The sequence below is a fragment of the Streptomyces sp. NPDC002734 genome, assembly GCF_040295685.1.
GTDB lineage: Bacteria > Actinomycetota > Actinomycetes > Streptomycetales > Streptomycetaceae > Streptomyces.
Genome location: NZ_JBEOVU010000027.1, coordinates 42,375 through 66,448 on the forward strand (window position 1 = coordinate 42,375; position 24,074 = coordinate 66,448).

General features: G+C 73.7%; 26 protein-coding genes. 16 read left to right on the forward strand and 10 right to left on the reverse strand.

Annotation, left to right across the window (positions count from 1 at the left end):
* Positions 1 to 44 precede the first annotated feature (44 nt).
* On the reverse strand, positions 45 to 569 hold the full coding sequence (locus ABT026_RS22815; RefSeq protein ID WP_351116840.1) for a YcxB family protein: 525 nt from the start codon (positions 567 to 569) through the stop codon (positions 45 to 47).
* A 165-nt stretch (positions 570 to 734) separates the two neighbouring features.
* On the opposite strand from ABT026_RS22815, the gene ABT026_RS22820 reads away from it, so the two are divergent.
* The 6 genes from ABT026_RS22820 (at position 735) to ABT026_RS22845 (ending at position 7,129) form a co-directional block, all read left to right on the forward strand.
* Positions 735 to 1,814, forward strand: a complete 1,080-nt coding sequence (locus ABT026_RS22820) for an MFS transporter (RefSeq protein WP_351116842.1) — start codon at positions 735 to 737, stop codon at positions 1,812 to 1,814.
* Positions 1,811 to 4,111 carry a molybdopterin oxidoreductase family protein gene (locus tag ABT026_RS22825; protein ID WP_351116844.1) on the forward strand — a complete coding sequence of 767 codons (2,301 nt, stop codon included), beginning with the start codon at positions 1,811 to 1,813 and terminating at the stop codon, positions 4,109 to 4,111. Before ABT026_RS22820 ends, ABT026_RS22825 begins: the two co-directional genes overlap by 4 nt.
* An 8-nt stretch (positions 4,112 to 4,119) precedes the next feature.
* Positions 4,120 to 4,719 (forward strand): 4Fe-4S dicluster domain-containing protein, encoded by a 600-nt coding sequence (locus tag ABT026_RS22830; protein WP_351116846.1) that lies wholly within the window; start codon positions 4,120 to 4,122, stop codon positions 4,717 to 4,719.
* Positions 4,716 to 5,393 carry a QcrA and Rieske domain-containing protein gene (locus ABT026_RS22835; RefSeq protein WP_351116848.1) on the forward strand — a complete coding sequence of 226 codons (678 nt, stop codon included), beginning with the start codon at positions 4,716 to 4,718 and terminating at the stop codon, positions 5,391 to 5,393. The genes ABT026_RS22830 and ABT026_RS22835 overlap by 4 nt, the downstream gene beginning before the upstream one ends.
* Positions 5,390 to 5,773: a hypothetical protein gene (locus ABT026_RS22840; protein WP_351116850.1), complete on the forward strand. Its 384-nt coding sequence runs from the start codon at positions 5,390 to 5,392 to the stop codon at positions 5,771 to 5,773. The genes ABT026_RS22835 and ABT026_RS22840 overlap by 4 nt, the downstream gene beginning before the upstream one ends.
* Before the next feature lie 186 nt (positions 5,774 to 5,959).
* On the forward strand, positions 5,960 to 7,129 hold the full coding sequence (locus ABT026_RS22845; protein WP_351116952.1) for a nitrate/nitrite transporter: 1,170 nt from the start codon (positions 5,960 to 5,962) through the stop codon (positions 7,127 to 7,129).
* Positions 7,130 to 7,186: 57 nt separating this feature from the next.
* Here ABT026_RS22845 and ABT026_RS22850 read toward each other — a convergent pair whose 3' ends face one another.
* On the reverse strand, positions 7,187 to 8,098 hold the full coding sequence (locus ABT026_RS22850) for an aminoglycoside phosphotransferase family protein (protein WP_351116852.1): 912 nt from the start codon (positions 8,096 to 8,098) through the stop codon (positions 7,187 to 7,189).
* Between the two features lie 256 nt (positions 8,099 to 8,354).
* On the opposite strand from ABT026_RS22850, the gene ABT026_RS22855 reads away from it, so the two are divergent.
* Positions 8,355 to 10,841: a molybdopterin oxidoreductase family protein gene (locus ABT026_RS22855; RefSeq protein ID WP_351116854.1), complete on the forward strand. Its 2,487-nt coding sequence runs from the start codon at positions 8,355 to 8,357 to the stop codon at positions 10,839 to 10,841.
* Entirely contained in the window at positions 10,838 to 11,347 is a 510-nt protein-coding gene (locus ABT026_RS22860; RefSeq protein ID WP_351116856.1) for a hypothetical protein, read from the forward strand. The genes ABT026_RS22855 and ABT026_RS22860 overlap by 4 nt, the downstream gene beginning before the upstream one ends.
* A gap of 24 nt (positions 11,348 to 11,371) precedes the next feature.
* Here ABT026_RS22860 and ABT026_RS22865 read toward each other — a convergent pair whose 3' ends face one another.
* Positions 11,372 to 11,791 (reverse strand): VOC family protein, encoded by a 420-nt coding sequence (locus ABT026_RS22865; protein ID WP_502968033.1) that lies wholly within the window; start codon positions 11,789 to 11,791, stop codon positions 11,372 to 11,374.
* Positions 11,792 to 11,997: 206 nt separating this feature from the next.
* Here ABT026_RS22865 and ABT026_RS22870 point away from each other — a divergent pair, with 206 nt between their 5' ends.
* A complete protein-coding gene (locus ABT026_RS22870) occupies positions 11,998 to 12,150 on the forward strand; it encodes a hypothetical protein (RefSeq protein WP_351116859.1) in 153 nt (50 codons plus the stop codon).
* A 23-nt stretch (positions 12,151 to 12,173) separates the two neighbouring features.
* Here ABT026_RS22870 and ABT026_RS22875 read toward each other — a convergent pair whose 3' ends face one another.
* Positions 12,174 to 12,893 carry a TetR/AcrR family transcriptional regulator gene (locus ABT026_RS22875; protein ID WP_351116861.1) on the reverse strand — a complete coding sequence of 240 codons (720 nt, stop codon included), beginning with the start codon at positions 12,891 to 12,893 and terminating at the stop codon, positions 12,174 to 12,176.
* 124 nt (positions 12,894 to 13,017) lie between these two features.
* Here ABT026_RS22875 and ABT026_RS22880 point away from each other — a divergent pair, with 124 nt between their 5' ends.
* The 3 genes from ABT026_RS22880 to ABT026_RS22890 are packed head-to-tail and all read left to right on the forward strand — an operon-like array spanning position 13,018 to position 14,839.
* Positions 13,018 to 13,482, forward strand: coding sequence for a hypothetical protein (locus tag ABT026_RS22880; protein WP_351116863.1), 465 nt, complete (start codon positions 13,018 to 13,020; stop codon positions 13,480 to 13,482).
* Between the two features lie 26 nt (positions 13,483 to 13,508).
* Positions 13,509 to 13,979, forward strand: a complete 471-nt coding sequence (locus ABT026_RS22885) for a low molecular weight protein-tyrosine-phosphatase (RefSeq protein ID WP_351116864.1) — start codon at positions 13,509 to 13,511, stop codon at positions 13,977 to 13,979.
* A complete protein-coding gene (locus ABT026_RS22890; protein WP_351116866.1) occupies positions 13,976 to 14,839 on the forward strand; it encodes a fructosamine kinase family protein in 864 nt (287 codons plus the stop codon). The genes ABT026_RS22885 and ABT026_RS22890 overlap by 4 nt, the downstream gene beginning before the upstream one ends.
* A 12-nt stretch (positions 14,840 to 14,851) precedes the next feature.
* Here ABT026_RS22890 and ABT026_RS22895 read toward each other — a convergent pair whose 3' ends face one another.
* The 5 genes from ABT026_RS22895 to ABT026_RS22915 all read right to left on the reverse strand — a co-directional run bounded on the left by ABT026_RS22895 (position 14,852) and on the right by ABT026_RS22915 (position 19,902).
* A complete protein-coding gene (locus ABT026_RS22895; protein ID WP_351116867.1) occupies positions 14,852 to 15,892 on the reverse strand; it encodes a DNA polymerase Y family protein in 1,041 nt (346 codons plus the stop codon).
* 54 nt (positions 15,893 to 15,946) lie between these two features.
* Positions 15,947 to 16,504, reverse strand: a complete 558-nt coding sequence (locus ABT026_RS22900) for an isochorismatase family protein (protein WP_351116869.1) — start codon at positions 16,502 to 16,504, stop codon at positions 15,947 to 15,949.
* 127 nt (positions 16,505 to 16,631) lie between these two features.
* A complete protein-coding gene (gene fahA / locus ABT026_RS22905) occupies positions 16,632 to 17,828 on the reverse strand; it encodes a fumarylacetoacetase (RefSeq protein WP_351116871.1) in 1,197 nt (398 codons plus the stop codon).
* Entirely contained in the window at positions 17,825 to 18,706 is an 882-nt protein-coding gene (locus tag ABT026_RS22910; RefSeq protein WP_351116873.1) for a hypothetical protein, read from the reverse strand. Before ABT026_RS22910 ends, fahA begins: the two co-directional genes overlap by 4 nt.
* Positions 18,703 to 19,902 carry a homogentisate 1,2-dioxygenase gene (locus tag ABT026_RS22915; protein WP_351116875.1) on the reverse strand — a complete coding sequence of 400 codons (1,200 nt, stop codon included), beginning with the start codon at positions 19,900 to 19,902 and terminating at the stop codon, positions 18,703 to 18,705. Before ABT026_RS22915 ends, ABT026_RS22910 begins: the two co-directional genes overlap by 4 nt.
* A gap of 394 nt (positions 19,903 to 20,296) precedes the next feature.
* On the opposite strand from ABT026_RS22915, the gene ABT026_RS22920 reads away from it, so the two are divergent.
* Positions 20,297 to 21,013 carry an IclR family transcriptional regulator gene (locus tag ABT026_RS22920; protein WP_351116877.1) on the forward strand — a complete coding sequence of 239 codons (717 nt, stop codon included), beginning with the start codon at positions 20,297 to 20,299 and terminating at the stop codon, positions 21,011 to 21,013.
* A gap of 76 nt (positions 21,014 to 21,089) precedes the next feature.
* Here the strand turns inward: ABT026_RS22920 and ABT026_RS22925 are convergent, their stop codons facing one another.
* A complete protein-coding gene (locus ABT026_RS22925) occupies positions 21,090 to 21,755 on the reverse strand; it encodes a CAP domain-containing protein (protein ID WP_351116879.1) in 666 nt (221 codons plus the stop codon).
* A gap of 186 nt (positions 21,756 to 21,941) precedes the next feature.
* Between ABT026_RS22925 and ABT026_RS22930 the strand changes: the two genes are divergently transcribed.
* The 3 genes from ABT026_RS22930 to ABT026_RS22940 are packed head-to-tail and all read left to right on the forward strand — an operon-like array spanning position 21,942 to position 24,048.
* Positions 21,942 to 22,406 carry a phage holin family protein gene (locus tag ABT026_RS22930; protein WP_351116881.1) on the forward strand — a complete coding sequence of 155 codons (465 nt, stop codon included), beginning with the start codon at positions 21,942 to 21,944 and terminating at the stop codon, positions 22,404 to 22,406.
* Positions 22,403 to 23,446, forward strand: coding sequence for a DUF3618 domain-containing protein (locus tag ABT026_RS22935; RefSeq protein WP_351116883.1), 1,044 nt, complete (start codon positions 22,403 to 22,405; stop codon positions 23,444 to 23,446). Before ABT026_RS22930 ends, ABT026_RS22935 begins: the two co-directional genes overlap by 4 nt.
* Positions 23,447 to 23,472: 26 nt before the next feature.
* Positions 23,473 to 24,048: a hypothetical protein gene (locus tag ABT026_RS22940; protein ID WP_351116884.1), complete on the forward strand. Its 576-nt coding sequence runs from the start codon at positions 23,473 to 23,475 to the stop codon at positions 24,046 to 24,048.
* The last annotated feature ends 26 nt before the right edge of the window (positions 24,049 to 24,074 follow it).

A 24,074-nucleotide genomic window follows, 5' to 3' on the forward strand; every position in this document is an offset into this window, starting at 1 on the left:
ACCGAAGCCTCACACGGCGTCGCGGGCTCGCGCGGCCGTTTCGGTCAGATCGGCCGGTCCGCGGCGGGCCGGTTCTCCAGCAGGGTGCGCAGCCGGTCGCCGGAGCCCTCCTTCGGCAGGACGGCGAGGCAGGACTGGGCCCGGTCGGCTCCGATCAGCAGGAACAGGCGCTCCGTCTCCAGGTGGCGGGCGATCTCCGTCCAGGCGTACCGCCGCTGCTCGCCGCCCTCGGTGACGCGTACGCCGTCGGCGTCGACGCGGACCCGCTGCCCGCCGTTCTCCGCGGCCCGGGCGGCGGCCCGGCCGGCCTGCGCCCTGGGCAGGAAGACCAGGGCGAAGAAGAGGTAGGCGACGCCCATCACCAGGGACAGCACGGTGACCGAGCCGCCGCGGACGCCCACCGCCATGACCGCGACGGTCAGCGCGAGGGTGAGGGCGAGCCGGAGACGGCCGGCCCGGGTGGAGCGCGCGTGGGCGCGGTGCGCTTCGCGGAAGTCGCGGGCGGTCGGGGTGCTCCGGAGGTCGATCCGGTCCGTCCGGGTGTTCTTCTGCCGGTTGTCGGTGGTCACGTGCGTTCGGCTGCCTGTTCTGTCGTGCGGGGGTGGCCCGGGGCGGGGGTGCCGCCCCGGGGAACCGACGGCGGGGATGCCGCCGGGGGGACCGGTGGAGTGAGACATGCCCGCCCGAGGGTACAAAAGGGGCACTTGCGGCCCACCCTCTCCTAGTGTGCCCGTGTGAGCGAGTCCAATCCCCCGCCCGTCGCGCCAGGGCCCGCACGTCGCCTCGACCGGCTCTCGGTGGCCGGCCGGGCGACCCTCGCGGGCACCGTGGCGGCCGTCCTGCTGATCCTGGCCATCGTGTTCGGCAGCAGACTGCTGCGGGACTTCGACTCCGCGTTGCTGCCCTACGCGGCCGCCTCCGTCTTCCTCGTCTTCGGGCTGACGTACCGGTACACCGTGTGGGTCTCCTCGCCGGCCGCCCGCCGCCTCTTCCAGAAGGGCTGGCGTGCCTTCTTCTCCGTGGAGAACTTCCGCCGGGCACCCACCGCGGTGCCCCGGATGATCGCCACCTACCTCGGCTTCCAGAAGTTCCTGGGCGCCCGCTCGCACGGCCGCTGGGCCGCTCACCAGCTGATCTTCTGGGGCTGTGTGCTGGCCGCCGTGATCACTTTCCCGCTGACCTGGGGCTGGTTCACCTTCACCTCCCCCACCGGCTCCGGTCCGGCGTACGAGTGGCGGATGTGGGGGGTGAAGCTGATGACGTTCGACTCGCTGAGCGTCTTCGGCTGGCTGCTCTTCCACGGCCTGGACATCGCGGCGGTGCTGGTGATCCCGGGCGCCGCGTACTTCCTGTGGCGGCGGATGCGTGACCGCGGGGCGATGACGGGTCAGCGGTTCGCCTACGACCTGCTGCCGCTGATCGCCCTGGTGGTGATCTCGGTGACGGGGCTGCTGCTGACCTTCTCGGCGATCTTCCTGCACGGTCAGGGCTACGAGTTCCTGATGGTGCTCCACATGATCGCGGTGGTGTTCACCCTGATCTACCTGCCGTTCGGCAAGTTCTTCCACATCGTCCAGCGCCCGGCGGCCGTGGGCATGCAGCTGTTCAAGTACACCGACCGGCAGGACGAGAAGGTGTTCGCCTGCCGCCGCTGCGGTACCACCGTGGACACCGCCGCCTACGTGGAGAACCTCCGCGGCACCATGCGCGACCTGCGGCTCGAGTTCGACGAGTGGACCGAGTACTGCCCGCGCTGCAAGCGGGTGCTGCGCGGGTCCGCCTATCTCGAGAACGTGAAGAAGGGCTACCAGTGAACCGGCCGACCGTTCCGCTCGACCCCACGTCGGCGCCTCCGGGGGCGCAGTCCTTCCGTGACGCGGGCGGCATTCCCGCCGACCGGTGGCACGCGGACCAGCGGGGCGAGACGCTTGTCCCCACCCACTGCTGCTTCTGCGGCGTGCAGTGCGGCATGTACCTGCGGGTGAACGAGGCGGGCCGGGTCTTCGGCATGGAGCCCCGCAACCACGACATCAACCGGATGCGGCTGTGCCCCAAGGGCGTCAACGCCTACCAGCAGATCAACCACCCGGAGCGGCTGACCGCTCCGCTGATCCGGAGCTCGCGCGACGAGCCGTTCCGGGAGGCGAGCTGGGAGGAGGCGCTGGACTTCACCGCCGGTGAGATCCGGCGCGTCCAGGAGACCTACGGCGCCGACGCCTTCGGGATGCTGGGCGGGGCCAGCCTGTTCACCGAGAAGACCTATCTGGTCGGCAAGTTCGCCCGGGTGGCGCTGACGACGCGGCACGTGGACTACAACGGCCGGCTGTGCATGGTGTCGGCGGCCGCCGCCAACAAGGCGGTGTTCGGCATCGACCGGGCCGGCAACCCCTTCGCCGACATGCTGGTGACCGACTGCCTGCTGGTGGCGGGCGGCAACATCGCCGAGTGCTTCCCGGTGCTCACCCAGTACGTGTGGGGCGGGCGCGACCGCGGCGCGAAGCTGATCATCGTGGACCCGCGGGAGACGGCCATCGCGCGGACGGCGGACATCCACGTCGCGCTGCGCCCGGGCACCGACTCGGTGTTCTTCAACGCCGTGCTGCACGTGATCGTCGAAGAGGGGCTGGTGGACGAGGAGTTCGTCGCCGCGCACGCCACCGGCTGGGACGAGGTTGTGCGCTGCGTGCGGAACTATCCGCCCTCGCGGGCCGCGGAGGTCTGTGGGATCCCCGAGTCCCAGGTGTACGAGGTGGCCCGCATGTTCGCGGGCGCGGGCAACGCGATGGCCTGTCACGCCCGGGGCATCGAGCACCAGACGCAGGGCGTGGAGAACTGCCTGAGCGTGGTCAACCTGATCGTGGCGACCGGCAACGTGGGCCGCCCGGGCGCGGGTTACGGCACGCTGACGGGCCAGGGCAACGGGCAGGGCGGCCGGGAGCACGGCCAGAAGTCGGACATGCTGCCCGGCGGCCGGGACCTGAAGAATCCGGAGCACCGCCGGCAGATCTGCGAGATCTGGGGCATCGACGAGGCCGATCTGCCGGGTGTGGGCACGTCGATGATGGAGATGGTCTGGCAGATGCAGCGCGGCGAGATCCGCGGGCTGCTGGGCGTGTGCAACAACCCGCTGGTCTCGCTGCCCAACCACGCGACCGTGCAGGACGGTTACGACCGGCTGGAGTTCCACGTCCAGCTCGACTTCTTCCTCTCCGAGACGGCCGCCAACGCGCACGTGGTGCTGCCGGTGACGGTGTGGGCGGAGGACGAGGGGGTGACGGCGAACGCCGAGGCCCGGGTGGTGAAGCACAACAAGGCGCAGGAGCCGCCGCCGGGTGTGCGCACCGACACCTGGGTGCTGTGCGAGCTGGCGCGGCGGCTGGGCGTCGGGGACAAGTTCGCCTTCTCGGGGTCGCGGGACGTCTTCGAGGAGCTGCGGGTGGCGACGGCCGGGGCGCTGGTCGACTACTCGGGCATCACGTACGAGCGGCTGGAGGAGACCGGCGGCATCTGCTGGCCGTGCCCGTCGACCGACCATCCGGGGACGCCGCGGCTCTTCGAGGACCTGCGCACCTACCACCCGGACGGCAGGATGCACCTGCAGACCGTGGAGTGGCACCCGCCGGCGGACGTCTACACCGCCGAGTACCCGCTGACCCTGACCACCGGCCGGACGGTGGCGCACTTCCTGTCGGGCACGCAGACGCGCCGGCTCGGCGGTCTGGTGGAGCAGACGCCGCGGCCCTGGGTCGAGGTGCACCCCGCGCAGGGTTTCCGCAACGGCGACCCGGTGCGGGTGGTGACCCGGCGCGGCAGCGCGGTGTTCCCGGCGCTGGTGACCGAGGCGATCCGGCCGGACACCGTGTTCGTGCCCTACCACTGGCCCTCGCCGGCGTCCGCCAACGTGCTCACGGTGGACGCGCTGGACCCGCGTTCACGGATCCCGGAGTACAAGGTGGCCGCCGCCCGGCTGGAGCTCGCGGAGCGGCTCGACGAGGTGCCGCTGCCGCCGGTTCCGCCCGGCCGGGCCTCCTACGAGGAGGTCCAGGTCTCCCTGTCCGACCCGTTGCCGCCGTCCGCGTCGCAGGGCCGCGGTACCGCGGAGAGGAGCTGACGCCAGTCATGATGGGCCGCACCATCTTCATCGATCCGGGCCGCTGCATCGGCTGTCAGGCCTGCGTCTCGGCCTGCCGCGAGTGCGACTCGCACCGTGGCAAGTCCCTGATCCACCTGGACTATCCGCAGGAGGGCCTGTCGACGGCGGCGCTGCCGACGGTCTGCATGCACTGCGAGGACCCGGTGGCGCCGTGCGCCGAGGTGTGTCCGGCCGACGCGATCCTGGTGACGGCCGACGGGGTCGTGCAGGAGGCGGACACCACGCGCTGCATCGGCTGCGCGAACTGCGTCAACGCCTGCCCGTTCGGCGTCCCCAAGATCGACCTGACGGCGAAGCTGCAGCTCAAGTGCAACCTCTGTTACGACCGCACGGCGTTCGGCCTGGCCCCGATGTGCGCCACCGTCTGCCCGACGGGCGCGCTGTTCTACGGGACGGTGGAGGAACTGCGCGAGGAGCGGCCGGGCGTGCAGGTGGTGGACGAGTTCACGTTCGGGCAGAGCACGGTGCGCACGGGGGTGGCCATGGTGGTGCCCGCCGAGCGGGCCCGGTGGCCGGTCCCGGGCGGCCTGCCGGTCGTCGAGGTGAACGGGGTGGACGTGCGATGAGCGTGACCGAGCAGGGTCCCGGGCCTGATCGGGGCGCGGGGCCGGACGACGGGGACGGCGGTGGGCGGCCGGGCGGGGAGCAGGGCCACGACGCGGCGCAGGAGGCGATGCGGGAGCGGATCGCCGCGCACTCGCTGACCACCCGGCGGGACTGCCTGCGGCTGGTGGCGACCGTCTCCGGCGGCCTGGCGGTGGGCGGGGTCGCGGTGGCGGCGGGCGTGCTGCACCGGCACGGGGACAGCGGCGGGGAGCAGCCGCCGCGGGTGCGGATCGCGGACCGGATCGAGCCGGGGCAGTCGGTGGCGTTCCGGTACCCGGAGGAGGACGACCGGGCGGTGGCCGTCCGGCTGGGCGACGGGACGCTGGTCGGCTATTCGTCGGTGTGCACCCATCTGGCCTGCGGGGTGATGTGGCGGGCGGACCGGGGCGACGAGGGCGAGCTGTACTGCCCGTGCCACGAGGGAGTGTTCGACGCGCGGACCGGCGAGGTGACGGCGGGCCCGCCGCCGCGGCCGCTGCCGCGGGTGTACCTGACCGAGGAGCAGGACGGCAGCGTGTGGGCGTTCGCCACGGCCCGGTCGGGCGAGAACGTGACCGACGCGCTGTGCCGGCAGTTCCACCAGCCTGAGCTGCGGCGGCAGCTGGGCTGTCCGGGAGAGGGTGAGGACGGATGAGCGAGGACGCCTCCAGGCGCCGTTCGATCGGCTTCGGCAGCGCGGGGTACCGGCCGGCCGCGGACCGGCGGCTCAACCGTCCGCTGGACGAGCGCTATCCGCAGATCCGGCCCACCAGCGGCTACGGCGACGGGCGGATCCGTCACACGGGCCCCGGCCCGGGCGCCGGCAGCGAGCAGGAGCCGGAGCGGGCCTCGAAGCTGTCGGCGCGCCTGGTGCTCGCCTTCTCGGTGCTGGCGGGCCAGTTGTGGGGGCTGACGGTGGTGGTCAACACCTGGATGTCGGGGCAGGTCGGGACCGCCTGGTGGGGTGCGGCCTTCCTGGTGCTGTCGTTCCTGGTGGTGCTGGGGCTGTGGTGGCTCGACCCGAAGGACCGGTGAACGGCCTCCGGGCGCGAGCGGCGCGTCCGGTTCGGGCGGGGGTCGTGGGGGTGGCGGGGCCCGAATGAGGGGCCGCCGTCCGGAGTAGTCCGCCGGGCGGGCGCCCTGGCCGCTTCCTAGCGTGGAACCGTGAATCGACCACAGGGGTCCGCGGCGGACGCGGCGACGACGGCGGACGCCGACCGGGTGCCCGGGGCGGCGTACCGGAATCTGCTCACGGCGACGGTCGGGTTCGCGCTCACCTTCTGGGCGTGGAACCTGATCTCGCCGCTGGCGGGCGACTTCGGGCAGCGGCTGTCGCTGAGTTCGTTCCAGCAGTCGTTCCTGGTGGCGGTGCCGGTGCTGGTCGGCTCGCTGGGCCGGATCCCCGTGGGCGCGCTGACCGACCGGTACGGGGCCAAGCTGATGTTCTCGCTGGTCTCGGCCCTGACCATCGTGCCGGTGCTGCTGGTGATCCCGGCGCGCGACTCCTTCGGCCTGATGATCGTGGTGGGCTTCCTGCTGGGTCTGGGCGGCACCACCTTCGCCATCGGCATTCCGCTGGTCAACTCGTGGTTCCCGCCGTCGCGCCGAGGGCTGGCGCTGGGCATCTTCGGCATGGGCATGGGCGGTGTCGCCCTGTCCGGCTACTTCACCCCGCGGATCGCCAAGCACGGGGAGACGCTGCCGTTCCTGGTGGTGGCGGTCGCGCTCGCCGTGTACGCGGTGGCCGCGTTCTTCCTCATCAGCGACCGGCCGGACCGGACCGTGCCGACGGCCTCACTGGCCTCCCGGCTGGGGCGGGCCGCCCGGCTGCGGGTCACCTGGGAGCTCTCCGCGCTCTACGCGATCGGGTTCGGCGGCGTGGTGGCGTTCGGCGTCTACCTGCCGTCCTACCTGAAGACCTGGTACGAGCTGAGCCCGACGGACGCCGGCACCAAGGCGGCGGGCTTCGCGCTGGTGACGGTGATCTTCCGGCCGCTCGGCGGCTGGCTGTCCGACCGGATCCACCCGGCGATCGTGACGGCCTGTGCGCTGGCCGTGGTGGCGTTGTTCGCCGTCGTCCAGGCCTTCGACCCGCACCTCTACCCCATGGGGACGATCTGCCTGCTGGTGATGGCGGCGGGGCTCGGCACCACCAGCGGCAGCGTGTTCGCGCTGGTCTCCCAGGTGACGCCGCAGCAGCAGGTCGGCTCGGTGACCGGTGTGGTGGGCGCGATGGGCGGGCTCGGCGGCTTCGTCCCCCCGCTGCTGATGGGCGCCATCTACAGCTCCAAGGGCTCCTACTCGATCGGCTTCATGCTGCTGTCGGACCTGGCGCTGGCCGGGTGCGTGTACGCGTACGGGCGGATGCGCAACGTCAAGCCGGCGGCGTGAGCGGCGGGCGGCGGGCGGCGGGCGGCGGGCGGCGGGCGGCGGGCGGCGGCGTGAGCGTCAGGCGGCCTCGTCCTCGAGGAGGGCGAGGAGGGTCGAGCGGGCCAGGTCGGACATGACCGGGTTGGTCTCCCGGTAGTACCAGAGGCAGCCGATGGCCTGGGCGAAGGCCCAGCCCTTGCCCCGGTCCCAGGCCGCGTCGTCGGCGCCGAGCGCGAGCCGGAAGGCTTCGCGGGCGGTGGGGTCGAAATGGTTCCAGGCGGGCTGGAGGTCGAGGGCGGGATCGGCCACGTCCGCCTGCCCGACGTCGATCACTCCGGCCAGCCGGCCTCCGTCCGCGAGGAGGTTGCCGGGCATGAGGTCCCCGTGCGTCCACGTGTCGGGCTCGGTGCGGGGCGTGCCGCGCAGACGCTCCCACAGGCGGGCCAGAGCGTGCGTGTCGATCAACTCCCGGCTCCGGTCGAGCCCTTGGGCGACGTAGTCGTCGTATGCGGTGAGGACGCCCCCGCGGCCCCGGCCCCGGAACGTCCTGCCCTCGGTGTCCTGGGCGCGGACCTGTAGGACGAACTGGGCCAGGTCCTCGGCGAAGGCGGTGGAGTCGTGGACGTCTGCCGCCGTGGCGGTGGTGCCGGGGATCCAGTGGTAGACGCTCCACGGCAGCGGGTAGTGCGGTCCGGGTTCGCCGAGGGCGGCGAACCGCGGGGTGGGGACGCGCGTGGCGCCCTCGATCCTCCGCGCGGCGTCGATCTCCCGCCGGATCTCCTGGCGCTTGGCGTCCGCGTCGTCGCCGAGGAGCGGGAGCCGGGCGACCAGGTCGTCGCCGATGCGGAAGAGCGCGTTCTCGGTGCCGTCCGAGGGGCAGGCACGGACCGGGAGTTCCTTCCACCGGGGGAACTGTGCGGCCACCAGGGCCGCCGTCTGCTCCTCGGTGACCAGGAGTTGACCGGGATGCATGGGTGAGGAGGTCGGCATGGCCGCATTCTGCCCCCGAGGGCGTCCGACGCACCCGCGGATTTCCGGGGAGGGGACGGTGGAGGGACGGGGACTGCGGCGGGCGGGGTGACTGAGGCCCCGCCCGCCGCGTTGCCGTGACCATGATCCGGGTTGCCCGCGGCGCGGCCGCCAAACGGATGAGCCCACGCGAGGGCACCGGGTGCGGGGGCCGTTAGCGGTGCCGTGGCGGGGGTACCGGTGACCGGTTCGTCGGTCCGAGGCAGGAGGCAGCCGCATGGACGAGACGGTGGACCGGATCGCGCTTCCGTGGGGCGGGCGGACACCCTACGACCGGCACGGGGTGTGGCCGGAGCGGGTGGACGCGTTCCTGGAGGACGGGGTGGACCCCGCCTCGGTGGAACGGTGGGTGCAGACGGCCTCGATCCTCCACTCGGACGGGGACGCCATGGACGTCGCGGTCCGCGACGGTCGCATCGTCGGCGTGCGCGGCCGGGCCGTGGACCGGGTGAACCGCGGCCGGCTCGGACCCAAGGACCTCTTCGGCTGGCAGGCCAACGCCTCCGCCGACCGGCTGACCCGTCCGCTGGTCCGCGAGGGCGGGGAGCTGGTGGAGTGCGACTGGGACACCGCCATGGAGCGGGTGGTGCGCCGCTCCCGTGAGCTGCTGGACGAACGCGGCCCGGGATCGATCGGCTTCTACACCTCCGGGCAGCTGTTCCTGGAGGAGTACTACACGCTCGCCGTCCTCGCCCGCGCGGGGATCGGGACCAACCATCTCGACGGCAACACCCGCCTGTGCACCTCCACCGCGGCGGAGGCGCTGAAGGAGTCGTTCGGCTGCGACGGCCAGCCCGGCACCTACGACGACATCGACCACGCCGACGTGATCGCCCTGTTCGGCCACAACCTGGCCGAGACCCAGCCGGTGCAGTGGATGCGGATCCTGGACCGTCTGGAGGGCGCCGACCCGCCACGGCTGGTCTGTGTCGACCCGCGCCCCACCCGGGTGGCCCAAGCAGCCGCCGTGCACCTGGCGCCCCGTCCGGGCACCAACCTCGCGCTGCTCAACGCGCTCCTGCACGAGATCGTGCGCAACGGGTGGATCGACCGGGGGTACATCGACGAACACACCGTGGGCTTCGACGAGTTGGCGCAGCAGGTACGCGACTGCACACCGTCCTGGGCGGCCGGGATCTGCGACGTCCCGGAGGGGCGCATCCGTGCGGCGGCCGAGCTCCTGGGGACGGCGGACCGCCTGCTGTCGACGGTGCTGCAGGGCGTCTACCAGTCCCACCAGGCCACGGCCGCCGCGGTGCAGGTCAACAACCTGCACCTGATCCGCGGCATGCTGGGCCGGCCGGGGGCGGGCGTGCTGCAGATGAACGGTCAGCCGACCGCCCAGAACACCCGCGAGTGCGGGGCCAACGGTGACCTGCCGGGTTTTCGGAACTGGCAGAACGACGCCCACGTCGCCGATCTCGCCCGGGTGTGGAACGTCGAGCCGGCGACCGTCCCGCACTACGCTCCCCCGACGCACGCGATGCAGATGTTCCGGTACGCCGAGCAGGGGTCGATCCGGATGCTCTGGGTCAGCGGCACCAACCCGGCCGTCTCGCTGCCGGAGCTCGCCCGCATCCGGTCCGTGCTCGCTCAGGACCGGCTGTTCCTGGTGGTGCAGGACCTGTTCCTCACCGAGACGGCGCGGCTGGCGGACGTGGTGCTGCCGGCGGCCACCTGGGGCGAGAAGACGGGCACCTTCACCAACGCCGACCGCACGGTGCACCTGTCGCTGAAGGCCGTGGACCCTCCGGGCGAGGCGCGGCCCGACCTCGACATCTTCCTGGAGTACGCCCGCCGGATGGACTTCCGCGACAAGGACGGCGGCCCGCTGGTCGCCTGGCACGATCCGGAGTCGGCCTTCGAGGCGTGGAAGCGGTGCAGCGCGGGACGGCCCTGCGACTACACCGGCATGAGCTACGACAGGCTGCGCGAGGCGAGCGGGATGCAATGGCCGTGCGGCGAGGACGCGCCGGACGGCACCCTCCGGCTCTACACCCGGGGTGTCAGCTGGGCGCGGCCGGACGACTGCGAGACCTTCGGCAAGGACCTGGTCACCGGCGCGGCGCAGGACGCGGTGGAGTACCGCTCGCTCAATCCGGACGGCAAGGCGATGATCAAGGCGGCGGAGTACCTTCCGCCGCACGAGGAGCCGGATGCGCGGTACCCCTTCCGTCTCACCACCGGCCGCACCGTCTATCACTTCCACACCCGCACCAAGACCGGGCGCGCTCCTCAGCTGAACGCGGCCGCACCCGACGTGTGGGTCGAGCTGGCCGCGGTCGACGCGGAGCGGCTGGACCTCCGGGAGGGTGATCTGCTGGAGGTGCGCACGCCGCGGGGCGCGCTCCGGGGCCGCCTGCGGATCACCGGGATGCGGCCGGGCGTGGTGTTCGTCCCGTTCCACTACGGCTACTGGGACACCTCCTCCCCCGCCGGACCGGACGACCGGACGCCACCGCGGGCGGCCAACGAGACCACCGTGACCGACTGGGATCCCGCGTCCAAGCAGCCCCTGTTCAAGACGGCGGCGGCCGCGGTGACCCTGGTCGCACGGGGCGACGGCAGCCCGTCGCCTGCGCCCACCACCACGGCGTCGGCCCCGGTCGCCGGGAGCTCCGTTCCGCCGACGGCCGGAGGTCCGGCGGCGGAAGTGCGGCAGAGCAGCGGGGGCCGTCGCGAGGCGCGAGGAGGAGAACGGTGAAGGGGATCGAGCTCACCCTGCGGGCGCTCCACCACGGCGAGGGGTCGCTGGCGCGGCAGCTGACGGCCGCGGCGGAGCGGCACCGCGCCGAGCACGAGGTGCACCACGTCGCCCTCGACCTGGCCGACTGGTCGAGGGAGCACGTGCGCCGGCTGGCGGAGGCGGCGGACGCTCGGGGAACGCGCCTGGACGGGGAGGCCGGCTCCCGGGAGGACGGCTCCGGGAAGGACCGTGGACTGCTCGGCGCGCTGCGGGGCAAGGCCGGCGAGGCCCTCGCCCACCGCACGGAGCCGGGTCTGCTGCTCCTGCGCGACCTGCGTGAGCTGCACCTGGCCGCCGCGGAGAACTCGCTGCACTGGGAGATGCTGGCTCAGGCCGCGCAGGCGGCCCGGGCCGGCGAACTGCTGGCGCTGGCCTCCGCCTGCCACCCGCGGACGTTGCGGCAGATGCGGTGGACCAACGCGACGATCAAGAACCTGGCGCCACAGCTGCTCACCGCCCTGTGACCTGGGCCTGTCCGGCCGCCGGGGTCACGACGTCGAGATGTTGACCATCCAGTCGATGCCGAACGCGTCGGTGCAGGCCCCGAACTCGTCGCCCCAGGGCTGGCGTTCCATGGGGACCGTCACGGTGCCGTCCTTCGACAGCTTCTCCCACCAGCCGCGCAGCTTCCCGGCATCGTCCCCGGTCAGGGCGACGGTCACGGCGCTGCCCCGCCGGTACTCGCCCTCGGGCGGGACGTCGGCGCCCATCAGGGTGGGGCCTGACTCCGACTCCAGGCTGCCGTGCATGATCTTCTCCCCCTGTTCCGGCGGGAGTTCGGCGCCCATGTCGAGGGCGTCGTAGCGCATCAGCTCCAGCTCGCCGCCGAAGACGGTGCGGTAGAACTCCATCGCCTCCCGGGCGTTCCCGTCGAAGTTGAGGTACGGGCTGATGTACGCGTTGCTCACCACGGCCTCCTCGGCCCCCTGCGCGAAACGGACCGGGCCATCGTGCCCTGAGGCGCACAGGAGGACAGGTCCGGCGCGCGGGACAAGTCCCCCGGTCGAACGTCTGCCGGGCGCGCGGCGCGCCGGGTCCGCCACCCGTGCCGGCTCCGCCACCCGAACGGACGGGCCGGGCTGCGGCGCCCGGAACGCCGGTCGATCATGAACGGGTGATCAGCGGCGCCTCGATGGGCCTCGGTCTGCGACTCGGCGACGAGAAGCCGGTGAAGACCTGTCCGGCCTGTCTCCAGGAGGACATTCCGGAGGGCGCCTCGAAGTGCAGGTACTGCGGGACCGAGCAGCTGCCGGTCCGGGTGGGCTGAGCGAAGGGCGTGTCGCCGAGGGATCAGCCGTTCGCGCCGGGAGCGGTGATCCCGCGCAGCAGCATGTCGCCGAGGGCCTCGGCGTCCTGCTCCCCGGCGTCGCGGCCGATGCCTCCGACGGTCAGGGCGAACGGCTGGAACGTGACGGCGTGCAGCAGCGTCCCCGCGACGAGGCGGTGGTCGAGTCCGGGCCGCACGACGCCGTCGGCGGCCGCCCGGTCCAGCAGTTCCTCGAGTACCGCGCGCAGCGGGGCGAACGCCCGCGCCATCTCCTCGGGACGCTCCGTGAGCAACTGCCGGGCCGGTTCCGGCATGCCGAGGACGGCGTGCTCGCGCGCCCTCTCCCCACCGCCGGGGCGCGGCCGGCACAGGCGGGCGTACTCCGGCGTGAAGCGGCGCAGGCAGGCGGCCGCGTCCGGCTCCTCGGCGAGCGTCCGGCGCAGTCGGTCCGCCGCCCTGCGCGCCGACTCCTCGAAGAGGGCCAGCAGCAGTTCGTGCTTGCCGGTGAAGTGCTGGTAGAAGCTGCGCAGCGACTGGCCGGAGGTCTTCACGACGTCCTGGACCGTGAAGTCCCCGCCCGGGCGGGCGGCGAGGAGTTCCAGCGCGGCGTCGACGAAGCGCCGTGCCCGCTGCTCGGCCCGTGCCCGCTCCGGGTCCGCCGGCCGGGCGACGGCGGGCCTGCGCGGGCCGGCGGAGGGGGTCCGCGAGGCCTCGGGCTCCGCCGACGGAGGGTGCGCTGTCATGCGCCGATCCTAATGTTCGACAGAGGCACGGTGCCGGAGGCGGTCGTCCCGGGCGGCGGGCGGCCCGGGGGCGCGGTAGCGTGCCGGGACCGGACCCGGCCGACTTCCTCCCCCGGAGGGCAGCATGCGTGATCCCGTACCGCACCCCGCCCTTCGGCGGCTGCAGCCGCTGGTCGGCGTCTGGGACATGTACGCGCGGGGCGCGGACGTCGGACCGGTGCGCACCGAGTTCGCCTGGCTGGAGGGCGGCGCCTTCCTCGTGCAGCGCGCCTGCCTCGGGCCGGAGACCGTGCTGCCCGAGGACTGGCGGGGGCGCGCCCCCTTCCCCACGTCCTGCGTGACCGGGTACGACGACACCACGGACGGGTTCACCGTCCTGTACGCCGACGGGCGGGGCGTGGCCCGGGTCTACCGTGCCGACCTGGTGGACGGGGTGTGGCGGCAGTGGCGGGCGGCGCCCGGCTTCCATCAGCGGTTCGCCGCGACCGTCGGCCCGGAGGGCGCCTCGCTGACCGGCGCGTGGGAGTTCAGCGAGGACGGCACGGCCTGGCGGCACGACTTCGACGTCACGTTCCGACGGGTCCGCTGACGGCCCGTCCGCCGTGGTCTGGGCGGGTGCACCTCACCTTCGTCTGCAGCGGAAACATCTGCCGCTCCCCCTCCGCCGCCCTGGTGGTCGCGGAGCATCTGCGCCGGGCGGGGCTCGACGACCGGGTCCGGGTGACCAGTGCCGGCATCGGCGACTGGCACGTCGGGGAGCCCGTCGATCCGCGTTCCGGCGGCGCGCTCGCCGCCCGGGGTTATCCGACCGGCCACGCGGCCGCCCAGGTCGGCCCCGAGCATCTGGACGCCGACCTGTTCCTCGCCATGGACCGTACGCACGAGAAGGCGCTGCGCGGTCTGGTCGCGGATCCCTCGCGGGTCCGGCTGCTGCGCTCCTTCGACCCCGCGGCCGTGGCCTTCGGCGACCTGGAGGTTCCGGACCCGTACTACGGAGGGGAGCAGGGCTTCGAGGACGTCCTGGACATGATCGAGGCGAGCGTCCCCGGTCTGCTCGCCTGGGTCCGCGAGCACCTGGCCGGATGACCGCCGAGGACGGGCCGGGGGCGGCCGCGGCGCGCCTGACCGGCCGTCGGGTCGCCGGGGAGCGGCGTGCGGCGGGCGGGCCGACCGAGGTGGAACTGGACGACGGCCGCCGGGTGATGGTCAAGCGCGGCGAGGACGCCCGGGCGGTACTCGCCGAGGCCGCGGGGTTGCGCTGGCTCGCCGGGGCGGGGGCGGTCCGGGTGCCGGTGGTGCACGGCTGGGACGACCGGTGGCTGGTCAGCGACCTGGTCGCCGAGGGCCGTCCGGATCCGGGCGCCGCGACGCGTTTCGGCCGGGCGCTCGCAGCGCTGCACGCCTCGGGCGCGGACGCCTTCGGCGCCGCCCCGCCCGGCGGGCCGGCGGAGGCGTACATCGGGGCGGCGCCGATGCGCAACGTGCGCGGCGAGCGGTGGCCGGCCTGGTACGCGGAGCACCGGGTGCTGCCCTACCTGCGCCGGGCGGTCGACGAGGGCGTCCTGCGGGCTGCGGAGGCGGCCGTCGTGGAGCGGGTGTGCGAGCGGCTGCCCGAGCTGGCCGGGCCCCAGGAGCCGCCCGCCCGGCTGCACGGCGACCTGTGGAACGGCAACGTGCTGTGGGGCGCCGACGGAGAGGCCTGGCTGATCGACCCGGCCGCGCACGGCGGGCACCGGGAGACCGACCTCGCCATGCTCCAGCTGTTCGGCTGCCCGTACCTGGACCGGGTGCTGGCCGGCTACGACGAGGCCGCGCCGCTCGCCGACGGCTGGCAGGGGCGGGTGCCGCTGCACCAGTTGTTCCCGCTGCTGGTGCACACGGTGCTCTTCGGCGGCGGTTACGCCGCGCAGGCGGTCACGGCCGCCAGGGCGGCGCTGGCGGCCTGACCGGACCGGGCGTCAGGACGCGCGGCGGTAGACGGCGGCGGGGCCGATGACCGTCGGGCCGAACCGGTCGCGGATGTCGTCCGCGGCCTCCTCCGCCGCCAGCCGGGCCTCCCGCGCCTCGTCCAGGCTGATCTGCCGGGCGACCTGCTCCGCGTCCAGCAGGTCCTCCGCCCTGAGGCCTATCGCCGTCAGCCGCCCCCGCTGCAGCCCCGCCGCGTCCATCAGCTGGTAGGCGAGGGCGCGCAGGTCGTCGTCGTGGCCCGAGGGCTCCGGCAGGCGGCGGGTCTTCTCCCAGGCGCCGCCCGCCGCGAACCGCAGGGTCAGCCGCAGCCCGCGGGCGGCCTGGCCGCGACGGCGCAGCAGGAGCCCCAGCCGGACCACCAGGTCGAGCAGGGCCGCCCGGACCTCCGCGCCGTCCAGGGTCTGCCGGGGGAAGGAGTGGCTCACAGACGCCGAGGCCGGCAGCTCACGCGGCACCACGGGCCGGGGGTCGATCCCCCGGGCCCGCTCCGAGGCCGCGCGCCCCGCCGTCCCGCCGAGCAGCCGCTGCACGGTGGCCGGCGGCAGTCCGGCCAGCAGCCCCACCCGGTCCACGCCGTACTCCCGCAGCGCCGACGCCTGACGGCGGCCGACGCCGTGCAGCGCCTCCACCGGCAGGGGGGCGAGCCAGGCGGCGACGCCGTCGGCCTCCACGGCCACCACGCCGCCGGTGGCCGCCCCGTCGCGGGCCGCCTGCCCGGAGGCGGTGGCCGCGACCGCGATCGTGGGGCCGATGCCGATCCGCAGGTCGACGCCCAGCCGGGATATCGAACGGATGCGCAGCACCTCGCCGAGCCGCCGCACCTCCTCGATCCGGCCGCCGTCCACGCCGTGGCAGCGCAGGGCTCCCCGCAGGTCCACCAGCGCGGCGGAGGGGGGCGACGCCTGCACCACGGGGGACAGATCCCCCAGCAGCTCCAGGACCTGCCGGTAGACCGCCTCGGGCAGCCGCTCGGGGCAGCGCACATGCATCACGCACCCCGTGCCGGTTCCGGTCCCGCCGCTGCTGGTCATCGTTCCCACCTCCCCCACCACGTTATCGAACTAGAATTCGAACACGCGAATCGTTTACGCCCCCCAGAAGTCGATCTCCTTGCTCTCCACGGTCCCGGCCACGCGACCGGGCGCCTTCTGGAAGGACCAGTAGAGGTTCGTGTGCGCGACGACCTCGGCAGGGGCGGGCGCGCCCCACCGGGTGAGGTCCACGGTGGTGTGCGCGTCCGAGACGAGCATCGCGTCGTAGCCCCGGGCCAGGGCGCCGTGCAGGGTCGAGCGGACGCACATGTCCGTCTGGGCCCCGGTGACGAAGAGCCGCGCCACTCCCCGCTCGGCCAGCACCGCGTCGAGGCGGGTGGCCTCGAACGCGTCCCCGTACTCCTTCTCCACCACCGGCTCGCCCTCGGCCGGGCGGAGCTCCGGCACGATCTGCCAGCCGTCGCCGCCCGCCGGCATGTCCTCGCTCTGGTGCCGCACCCAGACCACCGGCACCCGCTCGGCGCGGGCCTTCTCCACCAGCGCGCCGATCACCCCCACCACCGCGTCACGCTCGTACGCCTCCGCGACCACGGCGTTCTGCACGTCGACGACCAGTAACCCGCTCTTCAGGCGGCCTTCGAGAGTGCTCATGAAGGCTCCCCACCTCGATCCCACGATCCGACTTGTGACCGGGACCACATTACTGGCCGTCGCCGACAACACTCCTCGCCCAGGGCTCCGGGGCCAGGGCGCAGGGCTCCGGGCGCAGGGCCCGGGCTCAGACGGCGGGCAGGATCCGTCCGGTGACCGACCCGAACCCGATCCGCACCCCGCCGGCGCCCGGCGCGGTGGCGCTGATGGTCACCTCGTCGCCGTCCTCCAGGAAGGTCCGCACCGTGCCGTCGGGCAGCTCGACGGGCTCCGCCCCGCCCCAGCTCAGCTCCATCAGTGAGCCCCGCTGGTCCTGGCCGGGCCCGGAGACCGTTCCCGAGGCGTAGAAGTCGCCGGTGCGCAGGGAGGCGCCGTTGACCGTCATGTGGGCCAGCATCTGCGCGGGCGTCCAGTACATGGCCGCGAACGGCAGGGTGGCGACCAGGTGCCCGTTGAGCCGGACCTCCAGGGTCAGGTCGAGCCCCCAGTCCTCCTTCTCCACCAGGTAGGGACGCAGCTCGTGCTCGCGGGCCGGCGGGGCGACCCTGGCCTCCTCCAGCGCCTCCAGCGGGACCACCCAGTGGCCGACGGAGGTCGCGAACGACTTGCCCAGGAAGGGGCCGAGCGGCACGTACTCCCAGTTCTGGATGTCGCGCGCCGACCAGTCGTTGACCAGCGTCACCCCGAAGACGTGCTCGCGGAAGTCGTCCGTCGGCACCGGGGTGCCGAGCGCGGACGGTGTGCCGACGACGAAGCCGACCTCCGCCTCGATGTCCAGCCGGACCGACGGGCCGAAGCCCGGGAGGGCCCCCTCGCCGGACGGCCGCTGCTGGCCGCTGGGACGCACCACGGGGGTGCCGGAGGGCACCAGGGTCCCGGCACGTCCGTGGTAGCCGATCGGCAGGTGCTTCCACTGCGGGGTGAGCGGGTCGGAGCCGGGACGGAACATCCGGCCGATGTTGGAGGCGTGGTGCTCGGAGGCGTAGAAGTCGACGTAGTCGGCCGGCTCGAACGGCATGCCCAGCTCGACGGCGTCCAGCCGGTGCAGGTGGGGCTCGACGTCGGCCCTGCGCGCCTCGTCGGTCAGCAGGCGGACGACCGCGGCGCGCACCTCCTGCCAGCGGGCGCGGCCCTGGGCCATGAAGGGGTTCAGCGAGCCGTGCGCGAAGGTGTCGTCGCCGAGGACGGCCGCCAGGTCGAGGACCTGTCCGCCGATCGCGACGCCGACCCGGGCCTCGCCCTCGGCCGGGGTGAAGACGCCGTAGGGGAGGTTCTCCAACGGGAAGGGGGAGCCGTCGGGCACGGTGACCCAGGTGTGGTTCATGCGGGGTCCTTCGGGGTGTCGGGCGCGCCGAGCAGCAGGCGCGCCTGGTGGACGGGGGCGGCGGTGGAGCAGGAGCCGTAGGAGACCAGCACCCGGCGGACGGCTTCGGCCTCCTGGGCGCCGGTCGCGGCCGCGGCCCGGGCCAGTTCGGCGGGATCGCGGACCTCGAGGGTCCGGCGCACGGCCTCCTCGTCCCCGCCGCCCACCGCGGTCGCGGTGGCGAGCAGGAGGTTGAGGTAGCCGTGGTGGGTGAAGCCCGTCTCCGGCGAGGTGTGGCGGACGGCCTCGTGGAGACCGGCCGTGGCCTTGAAGGGTGTTCCGGCCCGCACGCAGGCGTGCAGGAAGGCGGCGACCTGGGCGGTGCTCGGGAAGAGTTCGGCGCGCACGCCGCCGCAGCGGAGCTTGGCGCCCAGCGGCCGGACGCCCGGGCGGGCGGCCAGCTCGGTGAGCAGCGGGCTGGGGCGCGCCTGCACGGCCGGCTCCACGTAGAGGGGCACCTCGGCGGGCACGACGTCGAGGGCGGCGAGCAACGCGTCGAGCGCGGCCGCCTCGTCGTCGCCGTACGCGGCGAGCGGCGCCTCGACCAGGACGATCCGCAGTCTCGGGTCGGCCAGGGCGCGGCGGCAGGCCCCGGTCAGCTCCTCGGCGCCCAGGTCGGCGATCAGGCCGAGCGTGAACACCTCGTCGTCGCGCAGGAGTCCGGCCAGCTCGTCCACCCGCGAGGCGGGGACCAGGAAGCGGTGCGTGTGCATCGCCTGCCCGGCCTCGAGGTCCGCGCGGTGGCGTGCCACGGCCCGGTCCATGGGCAGGGCGGTCGGCGGGAAGAGGCCGGCGTCGTCGACGAGGGCGCGCAGCAGTTCGGCGCTACCGGTGCTCACGCGCGCCGCCCTCCGGACCAGCTCCAGGCGTAGACACCGTCGTCGCACGCCTGGCCGCCCTCGCCGAGCTCCAGCGGCCGGAAGGTGTCGACCATGACGGCGAGCTCGTCGAAGAACTCGGCGCCGATGGACCGCTCGTAGGCGCCGGGCTGCGGTCCGTGGGTGTGGCCGCCGGGGTGGAGGGAGACCGAGCCCTGGCCGATGCCGGAGCCCTTGCGCGCCTCGTAGTCGCCGCCGCAGTAGAACATGACCTCGTCGGAGTCGACGTTGGAGTGGTAGTAGGGCACCGGGATCGACAGCGGGTGGTAATCGACCTTGCGCGGCACGAAGTTGCAGATGACGAAGTTGTCGCCCTCGAAGACCTGGTGGACCGGCGGCGGCTGGTGAACCCGGCCCGTGATCGGCTCGTAGTCCTCGATGTTGAAGGTGTAGGGGTACAGGCAGCCGTCCCAGCCGATGACGTCGAAGGGGTGGTGCGCCTGCAGGAAGCGGGTGCCGACGATCCGGCCGCCCGCGCCGCGGTGCTTGACCAGCACCTCGACGTCGGTGCCCTCCTCGCGCAGCAGCTCGGTGGGGCCGTGCAGGTCCCGCTCGCAGTAGGGGGCGTGCTCGAGGAGCTGGCCGTAGCGGGAGAGGTAGCGCTTTGGCGGGGCGATGTGGCTGTTGGCCTCCACGCAGTAGGCGCGCAGCGGGCCGTCGCCCTCGGGGATCCAGCGGTGCGTGGTGGCGCGCGGGATCAGCACGTAGTCGCCGGCCCGGGCGGTCAGCGTGCCGAAGACGGTCTCCACTCGGGCGGCGCCGGACTCCACGTAGACGCACTCGTCCCCGACACCGTTGCGGTAGAGCGGGGACGCCGTACCGGCCACCACGTAGGAGATGCGCACGTCGGCGTTGCCGAGGACCAGGCGGCGTCCGGTGACCACGTCGGCGTCCTGCCAGGCGTCGTCCTTGAACAGCTCGTGCAGCTTCAGGTGGCGCGGGCGCATCGGGTGGTTGGGCACCGTGCGGGTGTCCGGCAGCTCCCAGATCTCGGATCCGGTGATCGCGGACGGGATGTGGCGGTGGTAGAGCAGCGAGGAATCGGAGGAGAAGCCCTCCTCCCCCATCAGCTCCTCGTAGGCGAGCGCCTCGCCGTCGTACCGGAACTGGGTGTGCCGCTTGGGCGGAACGACGCCCAGGGAGCGGTAATGGGCCATGTCCGGCCTCCTTCGGTCGGTTCTGGGTGGGCCGGCCTCGACGCGTGGCGCCCGGGGTGGCGTGCGGCGCGGCCGGGTGCGCGAGTCCCCGTGACGAGGGGGCAGACACGCCGCGCTCGGCATGCCACACTCCTCTCGTCGCAGATAGCGAGACACCCTGTCGTGAATACCGCGACAACACCCTGCAACATCTCCGCACCGGACGCCTCCGGTCAAGATGTCTGCGGAAGTTTTCGCACCACCGGATGCTCCCGGGAGGTCTCCGGGACGTCATCGGACTCCACCGGACGCGGCATCTCGACGACTTGGCGATGTAACGACGTGACGATGTGACGACTTGGCGACATCGAACGGACGAGGCGGCCGCCGAAGCGGCAGGACGAGAGGAGAGGGCATGGCCACCGACGGCTCGCAGACACTCGAACGCGGACTCACCGCGCTCCGCCTGATCGCCGGCCGGCCGGAAGGGCTGACGGCGGGCGAGGTGGCGTCCGAGCTGGGGGTGCACCGCTCGATCGCCTATCGGCTGCTGGCCGCGCTGGTGCGCCAGGGTTTCGCCCACAGGGACGCGACCGGCCGCCACCGCCCGGGCGTCGCCTTCTACACCTTGGCCGAACTGGCCCGGCCTCCGCTGCTGGACGCGGCGCGGCCGGTGCTGCACGATCTCGCGGCGCACCTCGGCGTCACGGCCTGCCTGGTGGTGGCCGAGGCGGGCCAGGCGGTGGCCGTCGCCGTGGTGGAGCCGCCCGGGGCGGGCCCTCGCCTCTCGTACCGGGTCGGCAGCCGGGACCCGCTGGAGCGCGGGGCGGGCGGACTGGCCCTGCTGGCCGCGCGGCCGGAGGCCGAGGGTGAACCGGAACGGGTCGCCGAGGTCCGCTCCCGCGGGTACGCGGCCACCGGTGAGGAGTTGATCCCCGGCGTCTTCGGCGTCGCCGCCCCGGTGGGCCGGGCGGTCGGCGAGGAGCCCGCCGCGGTCACGGTGCTGACCCACCGGAAGGAACTCGCCGACGGGGCCGTCGCCGCCGTGCTCGAGGCCGCCGCGCGCCTGGCCGGCACCCTCGCGACGCCGTCCGTCGCGGGCGTCGGCGACGCGGACCAGGGGCAGGAGTGAACGATCACGCGGGTCCGCGCCAGGAGCGGCCCCGCTGCTCATGCGTCCGGTGAGGCGTCCACTCCTGGCCGCCGCCTCACCCTCGGCGTCCTGAGGCCATCACCAGGGTCCACCAGGGTCCGCCGCGCCCCCGGACCACTCCGACGCCGGCGTGCGTGTACCGGCAGTTGAGGATGACGGCCCGGTGCGGGGCACTGCGCATCCACGACCTCACCGCCCGGCGCGGCCCGGCCGGGCCGGCGACGACGTTCTCACCCACCGGCCCCGGGCGGTACCCGGTGGCCCGGACTCGCTGCCAGGGGGTGCTGCCTCCCCGGCCCCGGTGACTCAGCCGCCCGAGACGGGACAGGTAGGCGCTGTGCCCGGTGGCCGCCCGATGGAGGGCCCTGCGCCCTCCGACGGGTCGGCATCCGGCCCGGGCGCGCTGCTGGTTGACGGCGGACAGGACGCGTGAGCGCGCCGACGCCCTTCCCGGTGACTGCGGGCGGGGCCGCCAGGGAGCGATGCCGTCGCCCGGCCGGTGCGGGCGGCCTTGCCGGCCGTCGAAGAGCCAGGGAACCAGGTGGTGCGGGGTCCAGAGCGGCTGCTCATGACGGTGAGGGGGAGGATCCGCCAGGGGTTGCCCCGCCCAGGACGGCGTCGCCATGAGGGCCACCATCGCCAGGGCGATCCGCATCGCCGTTCCCGCTCTGCGCAGCCCGGCCATTTCATCCCCTTTCGCGGGCATTGTCTTCCCGCGCATCTTGGCACGCGCCGCCCGTCGCGACGGGCACCGGCCCGCGCCCCTTTCGGGGGATCGTCCGTTGTGCTGCACAAACAGGATGTATGCGGACAATTACGTACGGACATGTGTGCGACCCGGCGGTGACGCGGGTACTCGGGGCGTCGACCACGGGACCGCCCGGAACCGTCGGGAGGAGAAGCGACCATGACCACACTCGACTTCCACCGCCATCGCTCCAACGGGCACCGCACCGATACCCACGGCTCGCCGACCGGCACAGCCGACGCGCATGCGTCGGTGGGGCAGCTGGTGCAGCAGGCCTCACGACAGCTCACCGACCTGGTGCGGGCCGAGATGCGGCTGGCGCAGACCGAGATGACCCAGAAGGGCAAGCGGTTCGGCACCGGCGGAGGCATGCTCGCGGCGGCAGGGATATTCGGGTTCCTGGCACTGGCGACGCTGGTGACGGCCGCCATCGCCGCGATCGCCATGGAGCTGCCGCTCTGGGCGTCGGCACTGATCATCGCGGGCGCACTGCTGCTGATCACCGCCGTGATGGCGCTGGTGGGCAGGACGATGATCCGCAAGGCGACCCCGGCGGCACCACGCCGGACGATGGCGAGCATGCGCACCGACGTGGCCGAGATCAAGGAGAGGACTCGGCGATGAGCAATACGCACACCCATCACCACACCCACGCGGGGCCTCACGGCCCGCACTGCGAGGACGAACTCCGCCGGGACGTCGAGGTGAAGCGGGAGGAGCTGGGCCACACGGTCGAGGAACTGGCCTCCCGCGCCGACGTGAAGGCCCGTGCCCGGACCAAGCTGCGGGAGACGAAGCAGCAGGCCGAGGCCCGGCGGGCCGACCTGAAGACACGTGCCCTCCAGGCGAAGCAGCGGATCGGATCCGCCTCCGCCGAGGAGGAGACGACCGCGTACCGGCCCGTGATGCCTCCGGCCCCGGGAACGTCCGGAACGACGGACACGGGCGCCTACCGCGTGGATCAGAAGGAGGAGGGCTTCGGCAGCCGGAAGCCGTTGATCGCCGCGGGTGGCGCGGCGGCGCTGGCCGCCTGCGCGGCCGGAGTGATGCTGCGCAAGGGGAGCCGCTCCCCGATGGGCGGCCACTCCGCCATAGGCGGACGCCACATGGGCCGACACACCATGGGTCGCCGCACCATGGGCGGTCACCGTATGGGCCGGCACGCCACGGGCGGTCACCGCATGGCCGGCTCCACGTTGTCCAAGTTCACCGCGGGCAGGACGGGCACGGGATCCTCCGGCGGACACGCGGCGGGCTCGCTCGGCATGCGGTCCATGGCCTCCATGGGCGCGCTGAAGAGCGGCAAGGAAATGCTGAAGGGCCGTTCGACACCGACCCGTTCGACACCGACCGGCCGGATGCACCTCCCCGGCGGCCACGGCAACGTGCCCGGCGGATCGACGATGCGCGGCATGGCCCTGAAGAAGGGCGCCGCCATGGCCGGCGGCGCGCCGTTGGTGGGCGCGAAGATCGCCCAGCAGGGCGTGCGGAAGGGAGGCACGCTCATGCATGCCGGGGCCCGGGGCGGCGGACACTCCGCCACGAGCGGTCTCAGGCACTCCCTGGCCCACACGGTGACCCCGGACCAGGGCATGGGCCACCGGCTGGAGCACGCCATGGGCCACGGCCACCACCGTCACGGACCCAAGGGCCTGTGGCACTGACACCCCTCGTCCGGAAGGAGCCGACCATGACGGTCCGGCCCACGACATCCGCCCTGCTGGCGGCGGCCGTCGGCGCGGCGCTGGGGGCGCGCAGGTCCGCGGCGCGGCGGGCCGCCAGGTACGAGGCGAGCGCCGCCCGCGCACCGTGGCGTCGCAGCGCTCCCGACGGCCCCGTGGGCCGTACGACCGGCCGCTCCACCATGCGGTCCACGACACCGGAGCGTCCCGAGGCCGGCCCTCGGACCGACGACAGGACCACTCCCCGGACCGACGGACGGACCGAGCCGCAGGCCGACGCAAGGACCGACGACCGGGGCGACGGACGGACGGACGACCGAGGCGACGGCCGGAGCGAGCTCCGCGCCGACGCCCGGACCGATTCCGAGGACCGCCCCCCGGCGGCCTCTCCGCCGGCCGCCCACCCGGCCACGCCCGTCGGCGCCCCGACCGCCCCGGCCGCCCCGACGGCCCCCGTCGGCACGGCGGCGCCCGAAGGCCGGGCCGTGCCCGACGCCGGGCCGCAGGCGCAGACGATGGAGGAGGTGGGCCGGGACCTGCGCCGTTACTGGGACCGCATCCGGCCTCTGTATCCCGACGAGTGATCCGCGCGAGGGTCACCCGGACCCGG